Annotated in this window: 17 protein-coding genes and 1 riboswitch; of the genes, 3 read left to right on the plus strand and 14 right to left on the minus strand. The window is 69.0% G+C overall.

The window, feature by feature from the left end; translation table 11 throughout:
- Window positions 1-257 precede the first annotated feature (257 nt).
- On the plus strand, window positions 258-1133 hold the full coding sequence (locus tag ABGA98_RS20570) for an A/G-specific adenine glycosylase (RefSeq protein WP_347619952.1): 876 nt from the start codon (window positions 258-260) through the stop codon (window positions 1131-1133).
- Between the two features lie 186 nt (window positions 1134-1319).
- On the opposite strand, the gene ABGA98_RS20575 is transcribed toward ABGA98_RS20570, so the two are convergent.
- On the minus strand, window positions 1320-1736 hold the full coding sequence (locus ABGA98_RS20575; protein WP_347619953.1) for a cupin: 417 nt from the start codon (window positions 1734-1736) through the stop codon (window positions 1320-1322).
- Between the two features lie 14 nt (window positions 1737-1750).
- Entirely contained in the window at window positions 1751-2128 is a 378-nt protein-coding gene (locus ABGA98_RS20580; RefSeq protein WP_347619954.1) for a cupin, read from the minus strand.
- Window positions 2129-2188: 60 nt separating this feature from the next.
- On the opposite strand from ABGA98_RS20580, the gene ABGA98_RS20585 reads away from it, so the two are divergent.
- Entirely contained in the window at window positions 2189-2659 is a 471-nt protein-coding gene (locus tag ABGA98_RS20585) for a MarR family winged helix-turn-helix transcriptional regulator (RefSeq protein ID WP_347619955.1), read from the plus strand.
- A gap of 46 nt (window positions 2660-2705) precedes the next feature.
- Here ABGA98_RS20585 and ABGA98_RS20590 read toward each other — a convergent pair whose 3' ends face one another.
- From ABGA98_RS20590 to ABGA98_RS20615, 6 genes are all read right to left on the minus strand, one after another.
- Complete coding sequence (locus ABGA98_RS20590; protein ID WP_347619956.1) at window positions 2706-3647, minus strand: TIM barrel protein; 942 nt, start codon at window positions 3645-3647, stop codon at window positions 2706-2708.
- Window positions 3648-4165: 518 nt separating this feature from the next.
- Window positions 4166-6667 (minus strand): ATP-dependent Clp protease ATP-binding subunit, encoded by a 2502-nt coding sequence (locus tag ABGA98_RS20595; protein ID WP_347619957.1) that lies wholly within the window; start codon window positions 6665-6667, stop codon window positions 4166-4168.
- 1191 nt (window positions 6668-7858) lie between these two features.
- Window positions 7859-8191, minus strand: a complete 333-nt coding sequence (locus ABGA98_RS20600) for an Lsr2 family protein (protein ID WP_132332025.1) — start codon at window positions 8189-8191, stop codon at window positions 7859-7861.
- A 517-nt stretch (window positions 8192-8708) separates the two neighbouring features.
- Complete coding sequence (locus tag ABGA98_RS20605; protein ID WP_347619958.1) at window positions 8709-9197, minus strand: RDD family protein; 489 nt, start codon at window positions 9195-9197, stop codon at window positions 8709-8711.
- 108 nt (window positions 9198-9305) lie between these two features.
- On the minus strand, window positions 9306-10802 hold the full coding sequence (locus tag ABGA98_RS20610) for an RDD family protein (RefSeq protein WP_347619959.1): 1497 nt from the start codon (window positions 10800-10802) through the stop codon (window positions 9306-9308).
- An 85-nt stretch (window positions 10803-10887) separates the two neighbouring features.
- Entirely contained in the window at window positions 10888-11457 is a 570-nt protein-coding gene (locus ABGA98_RS20615) for an amino-acid N-acetyltransferase (RefSeq protein WP_347619960.1), read from the minus strand.
- A 261-nt stretch (window positions 11458-11718) separates the two neighbouring features.
- A riboswitch (cyclic di-AMP (ydaO/yuaA leader) is annotated at window positions 11719-11858 on the plus strand.
- Window positions 11859-11951: 93 nt separating this feature from the next.
- Between ABGA98_RS20615 and ABGA98_RS20620 the strand changes: the two genes are divergently transcribed.
- The gene (locus ABGA98_RS20620) at window positions 11952-12908 is read left to right on the plus strand and encodes a C40 family peptidase (protein ID WP_347619961.1); all 957 of its coding nucleotides are present in this window, start codon (window positions 11952-11954) and stop codon (window positions 12906-12908) included.
- Window positions 12909-12957: 49 nt separating this feature from the next.
- On the opposite strand, the gene ABGA98_RS20625 is transcribed toward ABGA98_RS20620, so the two are convergent.
- The 6 genes from ABGA98_RS20625 to ABGA98_RS20650 all read right to left on the minus strand — a co-directional run bounded on the left by ABGA98_RS20625 (window position 12958) and on the right by ABGA98_RS20650 (window position 20749).
- Window positions 12958-13170 carry a LuxR C-terminal-related transcriptional regulator gene (locus ABGA98_RS20625; protein WP_347619962.1) on the minus strand — a complete coding sequence of 71 codons (213 nt, stop codon included), beginning with the start codon at window positions 13168-13170 and terminating at the stop codon, window positions 12958-12960.
- 606 nt (window positions 13171-13776) lie between these two features.
- Window positions 13777-15258 (minus strand): bifunctional lysylphosphatidylglycerol synthetase/lysine--tRNA ligase LysX, encoded by a 1482-nt coding sequence (lysX, locus tag ABGA98_RS20630; protein WP_347619963.1) that lies wholly within the window; start codon window positions 15256-15258, stop codon window positions 13777-13779.
- 49 nt (window positions 15259-15307) lie between these two features.
- On the minus strand, window positions 15308-16090 hold the full coding sequence (locus tag ABGA98_RS20635) for a type III pantothenate kinase (RefSeq protein WP_132597753.1): 783 nt from the start codon (window positions 16088-16090) through the stop codon (window positions 15308-15310).
- A gap of 3 nt (window positions 16091-16093) precedes the next feature.
- The gene (locus tag ABGA98_RS20640) at window positions 16094-18637 is read right to left on the minus strand and encodes an L-aspartate oxidase (protein ID WP_347619964.1); all 2544 of its coding nucleotides are present in this window, start codon (window positions 18635-18637) and stop codon (window positions 16094-16096) included.
- 83 nt (window positions 18638-18720) lie between these two features.
- Entirely contained in the window at window positions 18721-19557 is an 837-nt protein-coding gene (panC, locus tag ABGA98_RS20645; RefSeq protein WP_347619965.1) for a pantoate--beta-alanine ligase, read from the minus strand.
- A 301-nt stretch (window positions 19558-19858) separates the two neighbouring features.
- The gene (locus tag ABGA98_RS20650; RefSeq protein WP_347619966.1) at window positions 19859-20749 is read right to left on the minus strand and encodes a DUF2520 domain-containing protein; all 891 of its coding nucleotides are present in this window, start codon (window positions 20747-20749) and stop codon (window positions 19859-19861) included.
- Window positions 20750-21264 lie beyond the last annotated feature (515 nt).

Genomic DNA, 21264 nt, shown 5'->3' on the forward strand with positions numbered 1-21264 from the left:
TGCTTTGCTGGTCGTGAGAGTCCGGAGGTGGGTGTGCGCAGGTCGGTCGCTCACTTCTCCGTCGCGCCCCACCAGCGAGCGGGCCGCGCGCTCGAGCAGTGTGTGAGGGCTCGCCCTTCGCCAGGCCGCGGAAGCGGCTCAGCAAGAGGCCTCTCCCTTCCGGGAGCGGAGGAGCCACAACGCTCAGCATGGTAATTGTCCAGCCACGAAGAGTGACGACACGCCGAAGGCGGCGAACTCGGCATACGCTTGACCGCGTGGTTGAGCCGAACCTCCTGCACGCCCCCGTTCTCGACTGGTACGCCGACAACGCCCGAGACCTCCCCTGGCGTACGGTCGACGCGACGCCGTGGGGCGTGCTCGTCAGCGAGATCATGCTCCAGCAGACCCCGGTCGCCCGCGTCCTGCCCGTCTGGCGCGAGTGGATGGCCCGCTGGCCCACGCCCAAGGCACTGGCCGCCGAGCAACCTGGCGAAGCCGTACGCCATTGGGGCCGGCTCGGCTATCCGCGCAGGGCGCTGCGGCTCCACGCGTGCGCCAGGGCCGTCGCCGAGGAACACGGCGGCGAGGTGCCGTCCGACCACGCGACCCTGCTGTCCCTGCCCGGCATCGGCGAATACACCGCCGCCGCGGTCGCCAGCTTCGCGTACGGCGGCCGCCACGCCGTCCTCGACACCAACGTGCGCAGGGTGTTCGCGCGGGCGGTGCGCGCCGAGGAATACCCGCCCACGGCCACTTCGGCGGCCGAGCGGCGGCTTGCGGAGGCACTCCTGCCCGAGCTGGACGCGCCCCGCTGGGGCGTGGCGGTGATGGAGCTCGGCGCGCTGGTCTGCACGGCCCGCGCCCCGCGCTGCGCCGACTGCCCGATCACCCACCTGTGCGCCTGGCGGCTGGCCGGCAAGCCGCCGCACGCCGGCCCCGCTCGTAAGGGCCAGACGTACGCGGGCACCGACCGCCAGTGCCGCGGCCGCCTCCTCGACGTGCTCAGGTCGGCCCACGGGCCGGTCCCCAAGGCGGCCCTCGACGCCGTGTGGGACGACGCGGTGCAGCGCGAACGCGCCCTGGACGGCCTGGTCGCCGACGGCCTCGCCGAACCCCTCGACGACGGCACCTACCGCCTCCCCCACTCCTGACCGCCCGGCCCAGCGACCGGCCTTTCAGGCCGCACCCCTGCGACCTCACCCCCCCCTGATCGCCGGCTTCCCCGTGACGCGTTCCCGGCGATGCACGCACCGCGGGCCCCGCGGTGCCGTGCCGGCCGTGCGGTGGCACGGCGAGACCGGGCGGCGGCGCGGCCGTAGCGCCGCCGGGGCGTGCTGTCACCGGGCCCAGGGTGGGACGGTTCGTTCCGCGCCCTTGGGGGCCAGGTCGCAGGCGTCCGGCGCCGACACGCCGTCGGGGTTGTAGACGCGGGCACCGGAAGGCGCGGCGACGATCGAGACGAACCCGCGCTCGGGGTGGGCGAACATCTGCCTGCTCACGTCGGCGGGCAGCACCATGGTGTCCCCCACGCCGACCTCGTACCGCTCGCCTCCGAGCTCGACGACGGCCGCGCCGTCGAGCCACGTCCACACCAGTTCGGCGTCGAACGCGTGCACCGGCCCCACCATGCCGGGACGGGCGTCCACCCGCCACACGGCCTGCTCGGCCCCTCCCTGGGAGGGCGAGGCGAGCGTGGTCATGACGCCGTTGGGCGTCTCGGTCCTGCGGGATTCAGTGGACAGGACCATGGCCATCGGAATCACTCTCCTCAAACGATCCACGGCGGGACGCCGTAGTCGGCGCCGTTCTCGGCAAGGGCCCTGGCGCCCGCCGGGGCTGTCACGACGGCGGTGTAGCCGCTGCCGGGGTCGGCGAGCACGCGCCTCACCGTGTGCGCGGGGATGACGACGGTGTCGCCCGCCGCGACCTCGAACCGGTCACCGCCCAGTTCGACGACGGCCGCTCCTGCCGTCCAGCTCCACACCTGCTCGCTGTCGAAGTCATGCACGGGCCCGCGCGCGCCCGGTTCGGCGTCCACCCGCCACAGGGCTCGCGAGGCCCCTCCCTGCGTCGGCGAGGCGAACGTCGTCATGACCCCGCCGGGGGTTTCCGACCGCCGCGCCTCGGCGTCACGAATGACAGTCACGTCCTGAAGCTCCTAAGATAGGCAACTACGTTGTCCATATAGTCAATCAGGTTGTCTATCATGTCAAGCGACGCCCCCGGCTTCGAACTACCGCTCCGCCTGCTGCTCGCCTTCAGGATGCTGATCGACGAGCTGCACGCCGAACTGGCCCGCCAAGGTCACCCGGGCCTGCGGCCCATGCACGGGTTCGTCATGCAGGCGATCGGCCCGCGCGGCACCACCGCCGTCGAGCTGGGCCGCATGCTCGGCGTCTCCAAGCAGGCCGCGGGCAAGACCATCGACACCCTCGAACGCCTCGGCTACGTCGAACGCACCACGGATTCCCACGACACCCGGCGTAAGATCGCCCGGCTCACGCCGTACGGGATGGACGCACTGAACCGCTCGGCCCGCATCTTCGACGACCTCCGCGCCCGCTGGGCGCACGAACTCGGCGAGGACCGGCTGCACGCCCTCGAAGCCGACCTGCGGAAGGTCACCCCGGACGGCCTCTGGCGCCTGGACACCCCCGGCTGGTTCGGCTCCCTCTGACCGACCGCCCCGCCCGGGCCGCGACGGCCCGGGCGCTCCCGACTCCCTAGGCGGCCAGTTGCAGGCCCAGGCTGGTGAGGTTCGTACGGGCCCAGGCCAGCTCGTCGGCGAGCAGCGACACCAGCGCCCCAGGCCCCTTGGCCCGCCCGGGCACCATCAGGTTGTGCGTCTCCACCTCGATGTGCGCGCTCCCGCTGACCGCCCCCGACAACATCGCCGTCAGCGTGTCGTGCAGCACGGCGCCCGTGCTGCTCGGCATCTCCCCCGTGTGGCTGTGCACGTGCCCCAGCTTGACCACCGGCGCACCGGCCTCGGCCAGCCCTTTGAGCGCCGCACCGGCCTCCTCGGCGCCGCCGGCCAGGTGGCAGGCGTCCAGGCACACGCCCAGGTGCTCGGAGTCGATGCCGCACACCCGCGCCAGCGCCTGCTCGGTCGTCTCCAGCACGCACCCGGGCCACGGCTCGAACCCGACCCTGATCGTCTTGCCGGTCACGCTGTAGATGCCGCGCAGCTCGCGCGCCAGCCGTTCGAGCCGGCGGGTGGCGATGGAGTGCAGGTCGGCGGGCCAGTCGCGGCGCCACCCGATCGGTATCGTCGAGATGCTGCCGAACCGTACGTCGTCGGGGAGCAGGAACGCCAGGATCTTGGCCAGCGCCATCGTGTAGCGGTAGCGCTCGGGCTTGGCCCAGTCGGGCCCGGGCACCTCCTGGTTGCGTCCGCCGGTGCCGTTGAGGCTCACGACCTCCAGGCCGCGCTCCTCCAGGGAACGGCGCAGGCGTACGAGCTCGATGCGGTCGGCCGTGAGATGGTCGGCGACGGCCGGCGACAACCACAACCCGATCCCCATCCGCTCGACCCCCAGACGCTTGCGCACGGGCACGGCGTAACGGGTCAGGTGGGCGATCAGGTTCTCCAGGTCCTCAGCGGGGTGGACGCCTGCGTTGTAGGCGAGGTGAACGAGCGTTCCGTCATCGTGACGCAGGCGCATCGGTTTCCTCCAGGCTTGCGTTGTGTCTTCCCGTCGCCCGCCTTGGACGTGCGAACCCTGTGAGCATGCCTGCCGACGGGTGGCGAGCGCGTCCGCCCTGAGTTGACTTCGTCCTACTCCCCAGGGAGCAGTCACCAACGAGGCGAAGCTCTACACAGTGTAGTACTACTTCGCGTGGCGAAACACCCGAACTCCTGAACGATCGGGCGGCGACCGCGTCCGGCCGAGCTCACGGGAGCTTACGGGGGTACGTCATGCTAGGTCTGCGGTCTGTCACGCCGGGCCGGATTGACGATCTCGAGACCATTCGCAGGGCCGGCCGGGCCACCCCGGATGGTTCATCATGCCGCTGAGCGGCGACCAGACGGACCACGGCGGCAATGACCGGGACCACCCCGGCAAGCTCTCAGACAACGCCTCAGCCTCTCAGACAGCGCCTCAGCGCCGAGGGTGGGCGCGCACACGAAAGCCCCCGCGTGGATGACGCTCCACGCGGGGGCTTTCGAAAGAACCGGACGTCAGCGCTGGATCGGCGCTGCGATCGCGGCGGCCGAGTCGGGCACCTTGGAGGCGGACTCGCCCTTGAAGACGAACGTGGCGTCGTCGCCCTCGCCTTCGATGGTCACCTTGACGACCTGCCCCGGACGGAGCTCGCCGTAAAGGATCTTCTCCGACAGGGAGTCTTCCAGCTCGCGCTGGATCGTACGCCGCAGCGGACGGGCGCCCATGACCGGGTCGTAGCCGCGGTCGGCCAGCAGCTGCTTGGCCTCGGGCGAGACGTCGAGCCCCATGTCGCGGTCCTTCAGCCTGGCGTCGACCTGGTTGAGCATCAGATCCACGATCTTGATGATCTCGTTGGGCGTCAGCTGGTGGAAGACCACGATGTCGTCGACACGGTTGAGGAACTCGGGGCGGAAGTGCTGCTTGAGCTCCTCCTGCACCTTGGCCTTCATCCGGTCGTAGTTGGAGTCGGCGTCGTTGGACTTCGCGAACCCGACCCCGATGCCCTTGGAGATGTCACGGGTGCCGAGGTTGGTGGTCATGATGATGACCGTGTTCTTGAAGTCGACCACGCGGCCCTGGGCGTCGGTCAGGCGACCGTCTTCCAGGATCTGCAGCAGCGAGTTGAAGATGTCGGGGTGGGCCTTTTCGATCTCGTCGAACAGGACCACCGAGAACGGCTTGCGCCGCACCTTCTCGGTGAGCTGGCCGCCCTCTTCGTAGCCGACGTAGCCGGGAGGCGAGCCGAAGAGCCTGGAGACGGTGTGCTTCTCCATGAACTCGGACATGTCCAGGCTGATCAGAGCGTCTTCGTCGCCGAAGAGGAACTCCGCCAGAGCCTTGGACAGCTCGGTCTTACCGACGCCCGAGGGGCCGGCGAAGATGAACGAGCCGCCGGGGCGCCGCGGGTCCTTCAGGCCGGCGCGGGTGCGCCGGATGGAGCGCGACAGGCCCTTGATGGCGTCGTCCTGGCCGATGATCCGCTTGTGGAGCTCGTCCTCCATGCGGAGCAGGCGCTGGGACTCCTCCTCGGTCAGCTTGAAGACCGGGATGCCGGTGGCGGTCGCCAGGACCTCGGCGATGAGCTCCTGGGTGACCTCGGCCACGACATCCATGTCGCCGGCCTTCCACTCCTTCTCCCGCCGCTCGCGCTTGAGCTGGAGCTGCTTCTCCTGGTCGCGGAGGGCAGCGGCCTTCTCGAAGTCCTGCGCGTCGATCGCGGACTCCTTGTCGCGGCGGACGTTGGCGATCTTCTCGTCGTATTCGCGCAGGTCCGGCGGCGCGGTCATCCTGCGGATGCGCATCCTGGAGCCGGCCTCGTCGATGAGGTCGATCGCCTTGTCGGGAAGGTAGCGGTCGCTGATGTAGCGGTCGGCCAGCTGCGCGGCGGCCACCAGCGCGTCGTCCGTGATGGACACGCGGTGGTGCGCCTCGTAGCGGTCGCGCAGACCCTTGAGGATCTCGATCGTGTGGCTGAGCGAGGGCTCGGCCACCTGGATCGGCTGGAACCGGCGCTCCAGCGCTGCGTCCTTCTCGAGGTATTTGCGGTATTCGTCGAGCGTCGTCGCGCCGATCGTCTGCAGCTCGCCGCGGGCCAGCATGGGCTTGAGAATGCTGGCGGCGTCGATCGCGCCCTCGGCGGCGCCCGCACCCACGAGCGTGTGCAGCTCGTCGATGAACAGGATGATGTCGCCGCGGGTGCGGATCTCCTTGAGCACCTTCTTCAGGCGCTCTTCGAAGTCACCACGGTAGCGGGAGCCGGCGACCAGGGCACCGAGGTCAAGCGTGTAGAGCTGCTTGTCCTTCAGCGTCTCGGGCACCTCGCCCCTGACGATCTTCTGCGACAGGCCTTCGACGACGGCGGTCTTGCCGACGCCGGGCTCGCCGATGAGAACGGGGTTGTTCTTGGTCCTCCTGGAGAGGACCTGCATGACCCGCTCGATCTCCTTCTCGCGGCCGATGACCGGATCCAGCTTGCCCTCGCGGGCTGCCTGGGTCAGGTTGCGGCCGAACTGGTCGAGCACCAGGGAGGTCGACGGGGCCGACTCCTGCGGGCCACCCGCGGCGGCCGGCTCCTTGCCCTGGTAGCCGTGGAGCAACTGGATGACCTGCTGCCTGACACGGTTGAGATCAGCTCCAAGCTTGACCAGCACCTGGGCGGCCACACCCTCACCCTCACGGATGAGCCCGAGCAGGATGTGCTCGGTGCCGATGTAGTTGTGACCCAGTTGCAAAGCCTCACGGAGCGACAGCTCGAGGACCTTCTTGGCCCGCGGGGTGAACGGAATGTGCCCCGACGGAGCCGACTGGCCCTGGCCGATGATCTCCTCGACCTGCTGGCGCACACCCTCAAGGCTGATGCCGAGGCTCTCCAGAGCCTTGGCGGCTACGCCCTCACCTTCGTGGATCAAACCAAGAAGAATGTGCTCAGTGCCGATGTAGTTGTGGTTGAGCATCCTGGCCTCTTCTTGGGCCAGGACGACAACACGCCTCGCTCGGTCGGTGAACCTCTCGAACATCTCGTCGCTCCTCACAGAGCGGTCAGTCAGGCCGGTAAATCCGGTCCCGTCATCCCGCATGCTAGCCCTGGCTCGGCGAACCGTGCCCACTGCCGCTGACACGCTCTATAGCAGACACGTTCCCCGGGAGCAGGGCGTTCACCCTCCATCCAACTACCGTTCGGGGGTGACGTGTTCCCGATACGCCGCAAGCGAACGATGTTTGGGACGCTTCGCGGAAGCGGCTGGAATTTGCCGCCGCACCGTATCCGGATCACCACGATCGGCCATCGAACGTCAGGGGCGAAGCCGACCGGGGCGCCACTTCACCTGCGCATCTCAGATGCCGCGTACGTATCTGTTACGCAATCATCCTATGTCCCGACGCAATGCTTGGCCAACCGCCCGTGCTACGCCCTGAGCACAACGGGGCACGCGCCCCACGCCGCACACAGAGTAATACGTCATCCGGTCAGCTCGGTTACCGATCTCATCTCGCATCATGAGACACTGCACCGCGGCGCGCATGCCATTCCGCTCATCCTCGCCGTCGCGGACCGGCGGCATTCCGCGCGCCCGCCACACTTCGTGATGGTCCGGCATTGTGCGCACATGCTCGCGGAGGCGGATTGTGTGAGGCGTGCTCATGCTCACGGGTTATGCCGCCGGGCATGGGCACTCCGCGCATCTCCAGGAAGCGGCATATGGCCGGAGGCCACGCAACGTGCACGGCGACGTTTTGCGCGGATGCCCACACCTCCGTGCCATACGGGGTTTCCGGCCCCGAGCGCGAGTCGAGATCGCGGTTAAGGCTACAGCGCGTGAAGATCCCGGCCGGCCTTTAGGCGCCCGGTTTTCCGTCATGGCGCGTTCCATGAGCGCGACGCTTGTCCGTGACGGTAGGCGAATGACGCGGCTCGCGGGCAATCCGGGCGCCTCGTGGCGAGAAGCGTACGTTCAATGGGGTATGGCCACGCGGCGCATTCGGGCACGCCGGGCGCGGCGCCATCACATATGCGGGCGTCCCATCGCGGAAACGGGGCCGGGAGCCGGACCGAACACGCGACCAATGCGCCCGCATATGGACGGGTCAGTCGATCATCATCCGGGCCGTCCCGCCATTCGAAACGGCCCGGACACGATCATGCGCTTATGGCGGTCGCCGGGGTCCTAGGCGAACGGCATAAGCGCATGGTCGAGCAGCGGGCTCTCCTAGTGAGCCTGCTCGTACTTCTCGACGACGGTGGAGGCGATGCGGCCTCGCTCGCTGACGGGCAGGCCGTGGGCCTTGGCCCACTGCCGGATCTCCGAGCTCTTCTCGCGGCTCATCGCGCGGTTGCCGCCGCGGCCACGCCGACGCGTGGTGACGGCACCGGCCCTGCGCGCATGCTGCACGAAAGGCGTGAGCGCGTCCCTCAGCTTCTTCGCGTTAAGGTCGCTGAGGTCAATCTCATAGGAGGAGCCGTCAATAGCGAAGCTGACCGTCTCATTGGCCTCGCCCCCATCGAGGTCATCGATGAGAATCTCCTGGATCTGCTTGGCCATCTACGCAATCCTTTCGCGGAGCATTGTTTCATTCGCCAGCCCAAACATATACCCGGAAAGGCGTGGAGACAATTCAGCGCTACGGGGATTCGGCTGACTGGCCGATCAGTTCTGGCCCTCGGCCTGATCCTCACGGTTTCGCCGGTCGCCAACGGCCTCCGACCGGACCAACTTCACGACGCCAAAGATGAAGGCGCCGCCCACCACCACCGGGGGGATGAGCGCTGACAATACGTCTGTAAGGGCTTCCATTCGTCCTCGCCTCCACGGCTGACGGGGTTTCGGGGCGCTTTAAGCGCGCGGAGCGCCTCCCGGAGGGAGCGCTGCGGGCCCCTCATGGTGCGCAAGGCGACAACCGCCCGCACCCGACCATAGCGGCACACAGATGCCCTACGCGTCGCAGGGACACCAACATCCGGCAACCCGGACGCCCCATAGCCTAATGCCAGTCTCTCCAGGCTCCTTACCGGATCATGGGAAAATTTTGCGAAAAGACATCCGTGCAGGTGCGGATGGCTCAGCGAAGATCTTTAACCACGCGCGTTCCGGCCAGCCTGTCATGCGGCCCGCGCTCCAGCGGCTTGTCGATCAGGATGAGCATACCGACACCGAACAGCAGCATTCCGGCCACCAGATTGGCCACCGGAATGCCCATGAGCATGACAGGTCCCGGATAGACCAGGGAGCGTTTGAGCAGAGCACGGGCCGGAACATCCGGCGGTGCCAGGCGGATCCGCATGATCGCCTGGCCGAACGTACGCCCGTGCCGCCAATGCGCCCACCAGTCGTAGCCCGTATAACCCAGCCCGGCGGCCGCCCACGCGAACACTCCGGGCAGCCGGCCGTCGAACACGTCCATCATGCCGACAGTCCGGAAGACCGCCCATAGCGCAATGAACAGAATGTAATAAACGATGCCGAAGACGAGCGCTTCAATGAGCCGGGCAGCCAGCCGTTCCCACCATTCCGCGGGCACCGCGTCCGCCCACGGCGACGTCCCGGCCATAACCCTCACCTCGCACATCGACGGCGGAGAGCCCTACATTCCGCACCTACCCTCACATACAAAACAGAGGCCGACGGGAAGCCGGCCCCTGTTTCGCGGTTCTGCCGATTACTTGATCTTGACCACCACGGTGTTCGCGAACTTGTCCGCGAACGTCTGCTGCAGCGGCTTGTCCCAGAGCATCGAAGCGCCGTTCAGGGCGCAGATGAGGCCTGCCAGCATGGTGCCGAACGGCAGGAAGTAGAGGATGTAGGCGCCCCAGGTCACGCCGGCCCGCTTGATGGCGGCGTCGCCGGGCAGGCCGCCGGGGGGCATCATCTGACCCACCGGCACGACCTTGATCCCCATGATCATCTTGCCGATCGTCTGACCCTTCGTCTTGTGCATGAGGAAGTCGTAACCGACGTAGACGGCGGTGAGGACGATGGCCAGCACGATGTTGAGCGCGAACGAGCTGAACATCCCCGACGTGGCGCCGCTGGTCGAGTCGTAGCTGACCAGGAACAGCGTCGTGAGCAGGAGGGACACCACGAACATCACGACGCCGAACAGGACGCCGTCGACGAGTCGCGCCACCAGACGCTGCCACCACTCCGCCAGCGGGGCGGGAGCCCCCGGCGGCTGCACGCCGACCGGGCCGTAGCCCGGCTGGCCGTAGGGAGCCTGGCCGTAGCCGGCCTGCTGCGGCTGCCCGTAGCCCTGCTGGCCGTACTGCTGGTCGCCGTACTGCTGGCCGTAGCCGGGCTGGGCGTAACCGGGCTGGGACTGCTGTGCTTGCCCGTAGCCCTGCTGGCCGTACTGCTGCTGCCCGTAGCCTTGCTGGGACTGCGGCTGCTGGCCGTACTGCTGGTCGTACTGCTGACCCGACTGGGGCTGCTGACCGTAGCCCTGCTGCTGGTCATACTGCTGACCCGACTGCGGCTGCTGACCGTACTGCTGCTGGTCGTACTGCTGGCCCGACTGCGGCTGCTGACCGTACTGCTGCTGGTCGTACTGCTGGCCCGACTGCGGCTGCTGACCGTACTGCTGCTGGTCGTACTGCTGGCCCGACTGCGGCTGCTGACCGTAGCCCTGCTGCTGACCGTACTGCTGGTCGTAGCCGGACTGTTGCTGCTGCCCGTAACCCTGCTGCTGGCCATAGCCCGGCTGGGACTGCGGCTGCTGGCCGTAGCCCTGCTGCTGACCGTACTGCTGGTCGTAGCCGGACTGTTGCTGCTGCCCGTAACCCTGCTGCTGGCCATAGCCCGGCTGGGACTGGGGCTGCTGACCATATTGCTGGTCATACTGCTGGGGTTGCTGGCCATAGCCCTGCTGCTGGCCGTAGTCGGGCTGGGACTGGGGCTGCTGGCCGTACTGGGGTTGCTGGCCATAGCCCTGCTGCTGGCCGTAGCCCTGCTGCTGACCGTATGGGGGTTGCTGGCCGTAGCCCTGCTGCTGACCATAGGGGGGCTGTTGCCCGTAGGCGTCGTCAGCCCGGTAGCCGACCACAGTGACGTCGGGGTCGGGCTCGCCGGGGTGGCGGCCCGGAGCCTGCTGGCCGTAATGGGGAGGCGCAGCGTTCTCGCCGGATTCGTCCTGTGGGTACGGCGGCTGTCCGGTGCTCACCGTGTCACCTCGCTTCGAGTGCGCGCGTGGCACGTGTCAGGACACATGCCTGTGCTGCCCAACGTATCGACATAGGTATCAACAATCACCTTTCCGTGTGGTCAAGGTCCGCGTCACCCGACGTCAGATGGAGCAGCATGCGGGTGTTGCCCAGGGTGTTCGGCTTGACGTGTTCCAGGTCGAGGAACTCCGCTACACCCTCGTCATACGAGGCCAGCAGCTCGGCGTAGACCTCGGGGGAGACCGGCGTGCCCTGGATGCGGCGAAAACCGTGCCTCGCGAAGAAGTCGACCTCAAAAGTAAGACAGAATACACGTTGCAGACCAAGATCTTTGGCCTGCTGGATCAGCGCTGAGACGATCCGGTGGCCGACTCCCGTGCCGCGGCATTCGGGATCGACGGCCACCGTGCGGACCTCCGCGAGGTCCTCCCAGAGCACGTGGAGCGCGCCACAGCCGACGATCTGCCCGCCACGCTCGGCCACCCAGAACTCCTGTACGTCTTCGTACAGCGTCACCGTGGCCTTCTTCAGGAGCCGCGAGCCCGCGCCCGCATAGGCGTCGACCAGGCGCCTGACCCCCCGCACGTCAGGCGTGCGCGCACGCCGGACCACCACCGCGGTCTCGGGCACAGTCAGTTCGGCCACCTGCTCCATGGCTCTCCAGAGTACAGATGTCATTACGGCTCGGACCTAACTCACATGTCTCCGCCCATCCTGTTACATCTCGTGGCCGGGCGAGCACGGCGTCGCGCCAGGCGATCGTTCGGGAGGAAGTGCCACATACAGTCACTCCTGCCCTACTGGCACCGAGATCACCTTGTGACCCTTCGGTTGTGAAACCTCTACAGAGTTGGCAGTTCTGGTTGAGCAGGAACCCGGAGTGCATTAGTGTCCAGCGACGATGATCCCCGCGCGCGGGGAAGCACGCTCAATTCCTCAGGGAAGCCGGGGACCCGCCGGTGGCGACCGCCATCACGGGGTGAATCCGAGTTTTCGGTAGGGCTGCTCCGGCCCGAACCCGTCAGCTAACCCGGTAGGCGTCTATGAGAGGAGCCTGGTTGGTGAAGCGCACGCTCAACCGTGGGAGGACGTCGGCGGGCAATCACGCCCGCCCTCCGGAACGCGCCCCGTTGCGCCGCCGTCTCGGTGTGGCGAGTTTCACAGCCGCCGCACTGCTGCTCACGGTTCCCACCGTCCCGGCGTCCGCCGACCCCAAGCCCTCGCTCAAAGACCTCGCCGCGCGGGTCGAGAAGATGCACGTCGAGATCGAGACGCTGACCGAGCAGTACAACGGGCAGCGGGAGAAGCTGAAGACGGCCAAGAAGGCCGCCGAGGCCGCGCAGAAGACGCTGACGGCCAGCGAGACGGATCTGGCGGCCAAGCGCGCCAAGGCCGTCCTGCTCGCCCAGAACGCCTACATCACGGGCGGGCTGAGCCGGGCGCTGGTGTTCACCTCCTCCAAGGACCCCGGCAACTTCCTCGACCGCGCCGCGACCACGTTCGCGATCGAGCAGCGGCAGGGCGAGGAGCTCAACCAGCTCACCAAGGCCAGGAAGGCCGCCGAGCGCGCCAGGGCGAGCGCCAGGTCGCGCATCAGCGAGGTCGAGAAGATCGTCAAGGACCTCGACGCCAAACGCGACAAGATCAGCACTCTGGTCGCCAAGGTCGAGAGCAACCTGTTCAGGCGGGCGCTGGGCGAGGCCGGTCGTCCCGGCACCCGCGCCACCCGCGTCGACCTGCCGATCGCGGGCAGCGGAAAGGCCGCGCAGGCGGCACGGTGGGCGCTCACGCAGCAGCTCAAGCCGTACGTCTGGGGGGCCGAGGGCCCCAATTCCTACGACTGCTCCGGCCTGGTGATGGCCGCCTACCAGCGGGTGGGCATCTCGCTGCCGCACTACACGGGCAACCAGTGGACGGCCGGGCGGCACATCTCACGCGACGAGATGCGTCCGGGCGACCTGGTGTTCTTCTACAGCGACCTGCACCACGTGGGCATCTATCTCGGCGGCGGCATGATGGTGCACGCCCCTCGGACGGGTGATGTGGTGCGGATCGCGTCGATCGAACGGCGGCCGTTCGCGGGCGCGGTGCGCATCGCCGACTGAAGCCCGAGCCGAGAGGCGAGCGACATGAAGGCGCAGTGAGCGGGCGCCGCTAGATCAGCTGGCGGCGTGCCGCCCACGCCACGGCCTCGATCGCGGTGGCGACGCCGATGCGGTCGCAGATGCCGCGCAGCCTCCGGCGTACGGTGCGGCCGCTGATGTCCAGTCGCCTGCCCACCCGATCGACCGTGACTCCTCTGGCGAGTTCCGCCAGTAACGCCAGATCCGCATGGCTCAGCTCAACGCCTTCAGTGAGCACTTCCATCGGGAGCCCTCCCCCCCAACAGCAGGCCTGGACCCTCTTAGCCAGGCCACAGCCGCTCCTCGCAGACGGTAAACGCATCATGGAAAGGTCGTCAAGCATGACAATTGCCGCTCTTGACCAGCACTATTGACATGATCCGCCGCATGCGGCCGAGTCTCGTCCGCCGGCGGACTTCGCCGCCCGGCGTACGGTCCGCGCGCCCTTTCGGCCGGGCCTGGCCCGGCGCCGATCGGTCCGGCCGGCGTCCCGGTTTTTGATCCGTCCACGCGCGATTTACTGCGTGATCCATACGTACGGCGGTCGAGCGCAACCGCTCTTCACGACGGGCGGCGGCACGCGGCAAGCCAGGAGTCACCTTATTTCCGGACCCGGGCGAACGTCACCGTCATGGTGGACCCAGCGCTGCCGGACGTCCCCCTCGAAACTCCGAACACTCACGCGCCACTCGCCCGCGGTCTTGACCCGATGCTGACAAGCCCCGCCCTGATGGCGGGGCAGGACGGCCGATCGTCCGTCACCGCTCTCCCGGCACGACCGAGCGCCTGCCCGGCTCGCCCGCTCGCGCGGGCTCCCGCCGCAACCGGTGCGGCGGGATGCCACGTGGCCTCAGTGAGTGGGCTTGACCAGGGGGAACAGGATGGTCTCGCGGATGTTCTTACCGGTGAAAGCCATAATCATCCGGTCGATGCCGGCGCCCATGCCGCCCGTCGGCGGCATCGCGTATTCGAGCGACTGCAGGAAGTCCTCGTCGAGCTGCATGGCCTCCGGGTCGCCGCCCGCGGCCAGCAAGGACTGCTCGACCAGGCGGCGGCGCTGCTCGATGGGGTCGTTGAGCTCGGAGTAGCCGGTGCCCAACTCGGTGCCGAACCCGATGAGGTCCCACTTCTCCGTCACCAGCGGGTCGTCGCGGTGCTGCCGGGCCAGCGGCGAGGTCTCCAGCGGATAGTCCATGACGAACGTGGGCTGGATGATCGTGTGCTCGACGAGCGCCTCGAAGAGCTCCTGCACGAGCTTGCCCGCACCCCACTTCGGATCCCAGGGGATCTCGCGCCGGTCGGCGATCTTGCGCAGCTCTTCGAGTGAGGTCGAGGTCGTGATCTGCTCGCCGACGGCCTCGGACACCGCGCCGTAGAGGGTGACGCGCGGCCACTCGGGGATGCCCAGGTCGATCTCGACGCCGTCGTGCACGACCACCGAGGTGTCCAGGGCGGCCACGACGGCCTTCTGGTACATCCGCTGCGTCAGGTCGGCGATGCCGTTGTAGTCGAGGTAGGTGCCGTAGGCCTCGACCATGGTGAACTCGGGGTTGTGCGTCGAGTCGGCGCCCTCGTTGCGGAAGTTGCGGTTGATCTCGAAGACCTTCTCGATGCCGCCGACCACGAGCCGCTTGAGATAGAGCTCGATCGCGATGCGGAGATAGAGCTCCATGTCGTAGGCGTTGATGTGGGTCTTGAACGGCCGGGCCGTGGCGCCGCCGTGGATCGGCTGCAACATCGGCGTCTCGACCTCGAGGTAGCCTTCCTCGTGCCAGAAGTCGCGCACCGCGCGCACGGTGGCGCTGCGGACCCTGGCCATCTTCCTCGACTCGTCGTTGACGATCAGGTCGACATAGCGCTGGCGGACCCGCGCCTCGGGGTCGGTGAGGCCGACGTGCTTCTCCGGCAGCGGGCGCAGGCACTTGCTGGTGATCTGCCAGCTGTCGGCCAGGACGGACAGCTCGCCCCTGCGCGAGGTGATGACCTCGCCGGTCACGCCCACGTGGTCGCCCAGGTCGACGTCGTGCTTCCAGCGGGCCAGCGACTCCTCGCCCACCTTGTCGAGCGAGATCATGACCTGCAGGTCGGCGCCACCGTCGCGGAGCGTGGCGAAGCAGAGCTTGCCGCCCACGCGGTTGAGCATGACGCGACCCGCGACCGAGACCGTGTCACCGGTGGCGGTGTCGGGCTCCAGGCCCTGGTATTTCTCCCTGACCTCGGCGTTGGTGGCCGTGCGTGGGAAAAGCACCGGGTAAGGGTCGACGCCCTCGCTGCGAAGGCGGTCGAGCTTCTCCCTCCGGATGCGCATCTGCTCGGGAAGTTCGTCGCTCACAACAACAAAGGGTAGGGGATCCGGCGAACCGCAGTGACTCGTCCAGGTCTCACGCCACGTTGCGGTGATAGATCAGCCGCAGCCCGATGAGGGTCAGCCACGGCTCATGCACGTCGATCGAGCGCGACTCGCCCACCACCAGCCCCGCGTGCCCGCCGGTGGCCACGACCGTCACCTCGTCGGGGTCGTCGGCCAGCTCCGCGGCGATGCGCTCCACGATGCCGTCGACCTGGCCGGCGAAGCCGTAGATGATGCCCGCCTGCAGGGCCTCGACGGTGTTCTTCGCGATCACCGAGCGCGGGCGTACGAGCTCGACCTTGTGCAGTTGTGCCCCGGCGGCGGCCAGCGCGTCGACCGAGATCTCGATGCCGGGCGCGGTGACCGCGCCGACGTATTCGCCCTTGGCCGACACCGCGTCGAACGAGGTCGCGGTGCCGAAGTCGACGATGACGCACGGGCCGCCGTACTGGTCGATGGCCGCCAGCGCGTTGACGATGCGGTCGCTGCCGACCTCCTTGGGGTTGTCCATGCGTACGGGGACGCCGGTGCGGATGCCCGGCTCCACGATCACCGCGGTCACGTCACCGTAGTAGCGGCGGCACATCTCGCGCATCTCGTTGAGCACGCTCGGCACGGTGGAGCAGATGGCGATGCCGTCGATGTCGGCCCCTTTGAGCAGCGGCGACTGCGTCAGCAGACCCTGCAGCACGACCGCGATCTCGTCGGCGGTGCGGCGGGCGTCGGTGGCCAGCCGCCAGTGCTCGATGACGTCCTCGCCCTCGAACAGCCCCAGCACCGTGTGCGTGTTGCCGACGTCGATCGTGAGCAGCATCAATTACCCCCGCAGATCCAGTGCGATGTCCAGGGCCGGCGCCGAGTGCGTAAGCGCTCCCACCGCAAGGTAGTCCACGCCAGTGTCGGCCACATCACGAGCCGATTCCAAGGTCAATCCCCCGCTCGCTTCAAGGGCAACCCTGTTTCCGACCCGCTTTTTCACGATTTGTACGGCACGCGCGGTGTCCTCGATCGTGAAGTTGTCGAGCAGGATCTCCTCGGCACCCTCGTTCAGCACGGCCTTCAGCTGGTCCAGCCGGTCGACCTCCACCTCGATCGGCAGGTCGGGAAAGCGCTCCCGCACCGCCCTGAACGCCTCGGCCACGCCCCCCGCCGCAACCACGTGGTTGTCCTTGATCAGGGCGGCGTCCGACAACGACATCCGGTGGTTCACGCCGCCGCCGCAGCGCACGGCGTACTTCTCCAGCGCCCGCAGCCCCGGCAGCGTCTTGCGGCTGTCGCGCACGCGCGCCGCCGTACCGCTGATCGTCTCGACCCACCTGCCGGTCAGCGTGGCCACCCCGGACAGGTGCGTGAGCAGGTTGAGCGCGGTGCGCTCGGCCGTCAGCAGCGCCCTGACCGGCCCTTCGACGGTCATCAGCACGTCGCCCGCCCGCACCCGGTCGCCGTCCTTGGCCCCGCGCTCCGAGCGGTCCGCCCCCAGCCGGACGAACACCGCCTCGGCCACGGCCAGCCCGGCGACGATGCCGTCCTTGCGGGCCACCACGTCGGCGACCGCGTGCCGGTCGGCCGGGATGGTGGCCAGGCTCGTCACGTCGCCCTCCTCCCGCAGGTCCTCCTCCAGCGCCCGGTCGATCAGCGCATCCACGGCGGCCGGATCGAGCCCGGCCGCGGCCAGCTCCCGCGCCGCGTCCTCCCGGTCATCGATCCGCCGTGAACTCGCGTCCCCATGAGGCGTGTACGTCATGCGCGGGCCCTCCTCCGTCAGGGTCACGTCAAGGTGACCCAGCCATCCGTCGTCGTCGCGGGCGCCGTGGTCCTCGCGCCAGTGCGAGCCACGGGTCTCGAGCCTGGCCGTCGCCGCGCCGGTGAGCACGGTGGCGACGGTGAGCAGGTTGGTGGCCTCCCAGGACTCGGTGCACGCGGGCACCGCGACGGGCGTCCAGCGGGCGTCCCGCAGCGCCTTCGCCGTGACGAGCAGCGACTCGCGGCTGCGCAGGACGCTCGCCCCCGTGCTCATGTGGCCCTGGATCCTGGGGCGCGCCCGCGGGTCCACCAGCCCGGGCGCCGCCTCTCCGTCCACCGGCTCTCCCGGCTCGGGGCGTACGCGGTGGATGTCCTCGGCGATGCGCTCGGCGAAGACGAGGCCTTCGAGCAGGGAGTTGGAGGCGAGCCGGTTCGCGCCGTGCACGCCCGTGCAGGCCACCTCGCCGCACGCGTACAAACCTTCGATGGAGGTGCGCCCGCGCAGGTCCGTACGGACGCCACCGCTGGCGTAGTGGGCGGCGGGAGCGACGGGGACCAGCTCGGCGGCCGGGTCGATGCCGTGCTCGCGGCAGACGGCGTAGATCGTGGGGAAGCGGGCCTGCCACGTGTCGCGGCCGAAGTGACGGCCGTCGAGGTAGACGTGTTCGCGCCCGGTCTCGCGCATCCTCCGCATGATCGCCTTGGCCACGATGTCGCGCGGCGCCAGGTCGGCCAGTTCGTGCTCGCCGCGCATGAACCGTTCGCCCTCGTGGTCGACCAGGAACGCGCCCTCGCCCCTGACCGCCTCGGAGATCAGCGGCTGCTGCCCGGTCGATGCGGGGCCGAGCCACAGGACGGTCGGGTGGAACTGCACGAACTCGAGGTCGCGCACCACGGCCCCGGCCCGCAACGCCAGCGCCACCCCGTCGCCGGTGGAGACGGCGGGGTTGGTCGTGGCGGCGTAGACCTGGCCCATGCCGCCGGTGGCCAGCACCACGGCCTTGGCGCGCACCGCGCCCACCCCGTCGCGCGCGCCCTCGCCCATGACGTGCAGCGTCACGCCCCTGGCCCGGCCCTCGGCGTCCTTCAGCAGGTCGAGCACCAGGGCGTGCTCGATCACCTCGATCGATCCCGCGCGGACCGCCTCGACGAGCGCCCGCTGCACCTCCGCGCCGGTGGCGTCGCCGCCCGCGTGCACGATCCGGCGCCGGCGGTGGCCACCCTCCTTGGTGAGCTGGAGCTCGCCGCCGGAGGTCCGGTCGAACCGCGCGCCGCGGGCCATGAGCCGCCGCAACACGCCCGGCCCCTCCGTCACCAGCGTGCGCACGGCCGCCACGTCGCACAACCCCACCCCGGCGAGCAACGTGTCGCTCAGGTGCTCGCCGGGGGTGTCCTGCGGGTCGAGCACGGCCGCGATGCCGCCCTGGGCCCACCGGGTCGAGCCGGCCGACAGCACGTCCTTGGTCACGACCAGGACCTTGGCCGCCGGTTCCAGCTCGGCGTAGCGCAGGGCGGCGGTCAGGCCCGCGACGCCCGACCCCACGACGACCACGTCGGCCTCGACGGTCCAGCCCGGCGCGGGGGCGGTCAGACGCAGGGGAATCGCCGGTGCACTCATGGGGGTCTCCTCATTGAGGTGATTTCGTCATTATGACGATAACCCCTCGCTCCTGATGGGCCCGCCCCGGGGTGCCCGCAGGCTCAGGCGCGGGTCAACGTCACGCTGACGTTGTCGATCAGGCGCGTCGTCCCGACCCTGGCGGCCACCGCGAGCACGGCCATGCCCTCGTACGAGTCGTCCACCTCGGCGAAGGTGGCCGGATCGGCGAGGACCAGGTAGTCGACGTCGAGATCGGACCCCGCCGCGTCGAGCACCTCCCGCGCCGCCGCGCGGATCCTGGACGGCGTGAGCTCGGCCACGCCGGCCCGCAGCGCTCGCGAGAGCGCCAGCGCCACCCGCCGGTCGTCGTCGGACAGGAACCGGTTGCGACTGGACAGGGCCAGGCCGTCGGGTTCGCGCACAGTGGGCACGTCGAGGATCTCGATCGGCAGGTCGAGATCGGCGACCATGCGGCGGATGAGGGCGAGTTGCTGGGCGTCCTTCTGCCCGAACACCGCCCGGTCGGGCTGGACCACGTTGAACAGCTTGAGCACCACGGTGAGCACCCCGTCGAAGTGACCGGGCCGCGCCGCGCCCTCGACGACCGCGCCCATCCGCCCGGCGGAGACGCTCACCTGGCGGTCGGGCGCGTACATGGCCTCGACGGCGGGGTGGAAGACGACGTCGACCCCCTCGGCACGGCACGCGTCGAGATCCGCCTCGAATGTACGGGGATAACGCGAAAAATCCTCATCAGGCGAAAATTGCAGAGGATTGACGAAGATGCTGACCACGACGTGATCGGCACGAGCGCGAGCCTGCCTGATCAGCGCCTTGTGCCCCTCGTGCAGCGCGCCCATGGTCGGCACCAGGGCCACCTCGCCACCACCCCGCGCCTTGACCAGGTCTTCCCGGTTTCTGGCGACGATCAGCTCCATAATGACCCTTCGTGCTCATGGCCTCCACTCCGTGGAGGCGGACTCGGTCGCCCTTGATGCCGCCACCTTCCCCCGCTCTGGTCGCTCCGCTCCCGCCACTCCTCCAGGCGACGGCGCTCCCTCGTGCTCATGGCCTCCACTCCGTGGAGGCGGACTCGGTCGCCCTTGATGCCGCCACCTTCCCCCGCTCTGGTCGCTCCGCTCCCGCCACTCCTCCAGGCGACGGCGCTCCCTCATGCTCATGGCCTCCACTCCGTGGAGGCAGACTCGGTCGCCCTTGATGCCCCCACCTCGTGGCGCGTTAAGTCCATATATTGCCCCCCAGCGCGTCGAGGAGCCGCTCCGCCTCCTCGGGTTTGAGCAGCCCCGCGGCGAGCGCCCGGTCGGCCGTGAGCCGGGCCAGCGCGATGTAGGCGTCGGCCGCCTCGGGAGCGGCCAGGATCAGCGCGTCGACGTGCTTGCGCACGGTGCCGGCGTCGCCGCGCACCACGGGCCCGGTGAGCCCGGCGATGCCGAGCCGCAGCACGTTGTCGAGCGCGGCGCCGAGCAGCGGCCCCAGCATCCGTCCGGGGTGGTCGACGCCGATGCGTACGAGCAGGTCGGACGACTCGGCGATGAGCGTGACCATGTGGTTGGCCGCTCCCGCCAGCGCCGCGTGGTAGAGCGGGCGGTCGGCGTCGGCGATCCAGACCGGCTCTCCGCCCATCTCGATCACCAGGGCCTCGGCGATGGGACGCAGCACGTCGGGCGCGGTCACGCCGTAGGAGATGCCGGTGAGCTTGTTGAGGTCTTCGTCGCGGCCGGTGAACGTCATCACCGGGTGCAGCGCGAGCGGCAGCGCACCGGCCTCGGCCGCCGGGTCGAGCACCGACAGCCCGTACGCCCCGCTGGTGTGCACCAGCAGCTTGCCGTGCAGGTCGGCCCCCGTGGACGCCAGCCCGTTGACCAGGTCGGGCAGCGCGTCGTCCGGCACGGTGAGCAGGATCAGCTGGGCCGCGCCCACGACCTCGTCGGGCCGGGTCGGCGTGACGCCGAGCCGGTCGGCGGCCCACCGTCGCGAATCGTCGGACACCCCGCTGGCGGCCACCACCCGGTGACCCGCCTGCGCCAGCGCGGCCCCGAGGGCCGAGCCGACCTTGCCCGCTCCGAGCACGCCGACGGTCAGCCGTGCCGGGCGATCAACCGCGTCCATGACGTCACCCCTGTCGACTGCGAACGAGAAGGCCGCTGCGCGCACTGCCGCTCACGGGTCTCGACCAGGGACGGCAGCTCGCTGATGCGGGCATCTTCTTCGTGATGGCGTTGCCGACCAGGGTAACGGCCTCGTGGAGCCGAGCATGTGACCGTGCCTTTGCCGCGCGTTGAGTTAACGACAAAAGCGACAAGGGCATACAAACAGCGCACCCCCTGTCGGAAGAGATGAGGAGAGGGGTTCATCGCATGGCAGCGGGCGCCGAGTCGCCTGGACCCGACGCCCGCGAAAGATGCGAACCCCTTGGAGGTGCACCGGGCCGGCCGACCGCCGACTGACCGGCTCGGACGGACCCGGGCCGGCCTGCGCCGGCCCGGGCTCGCCTCACTCAGTGGTGGCTGGACACGTGGGCGGAGGCGCCGCCCCTGCAACCGGCGAGGACCCCGCCGATGACGGCCACCGCGTTGCCGCAGGCGTTGACCGGGATGGCGATGGTTAACCGTACCCCAAGCCAA

Source organism: Nonomuraea sp. B1E8 (assembly GCF_039871515.1).
Lineage (GTDB): Bacteria > Actinomycetota > Actinomycetes > Streptosporangiales > Streptosporangiaceae > Nonomuraea.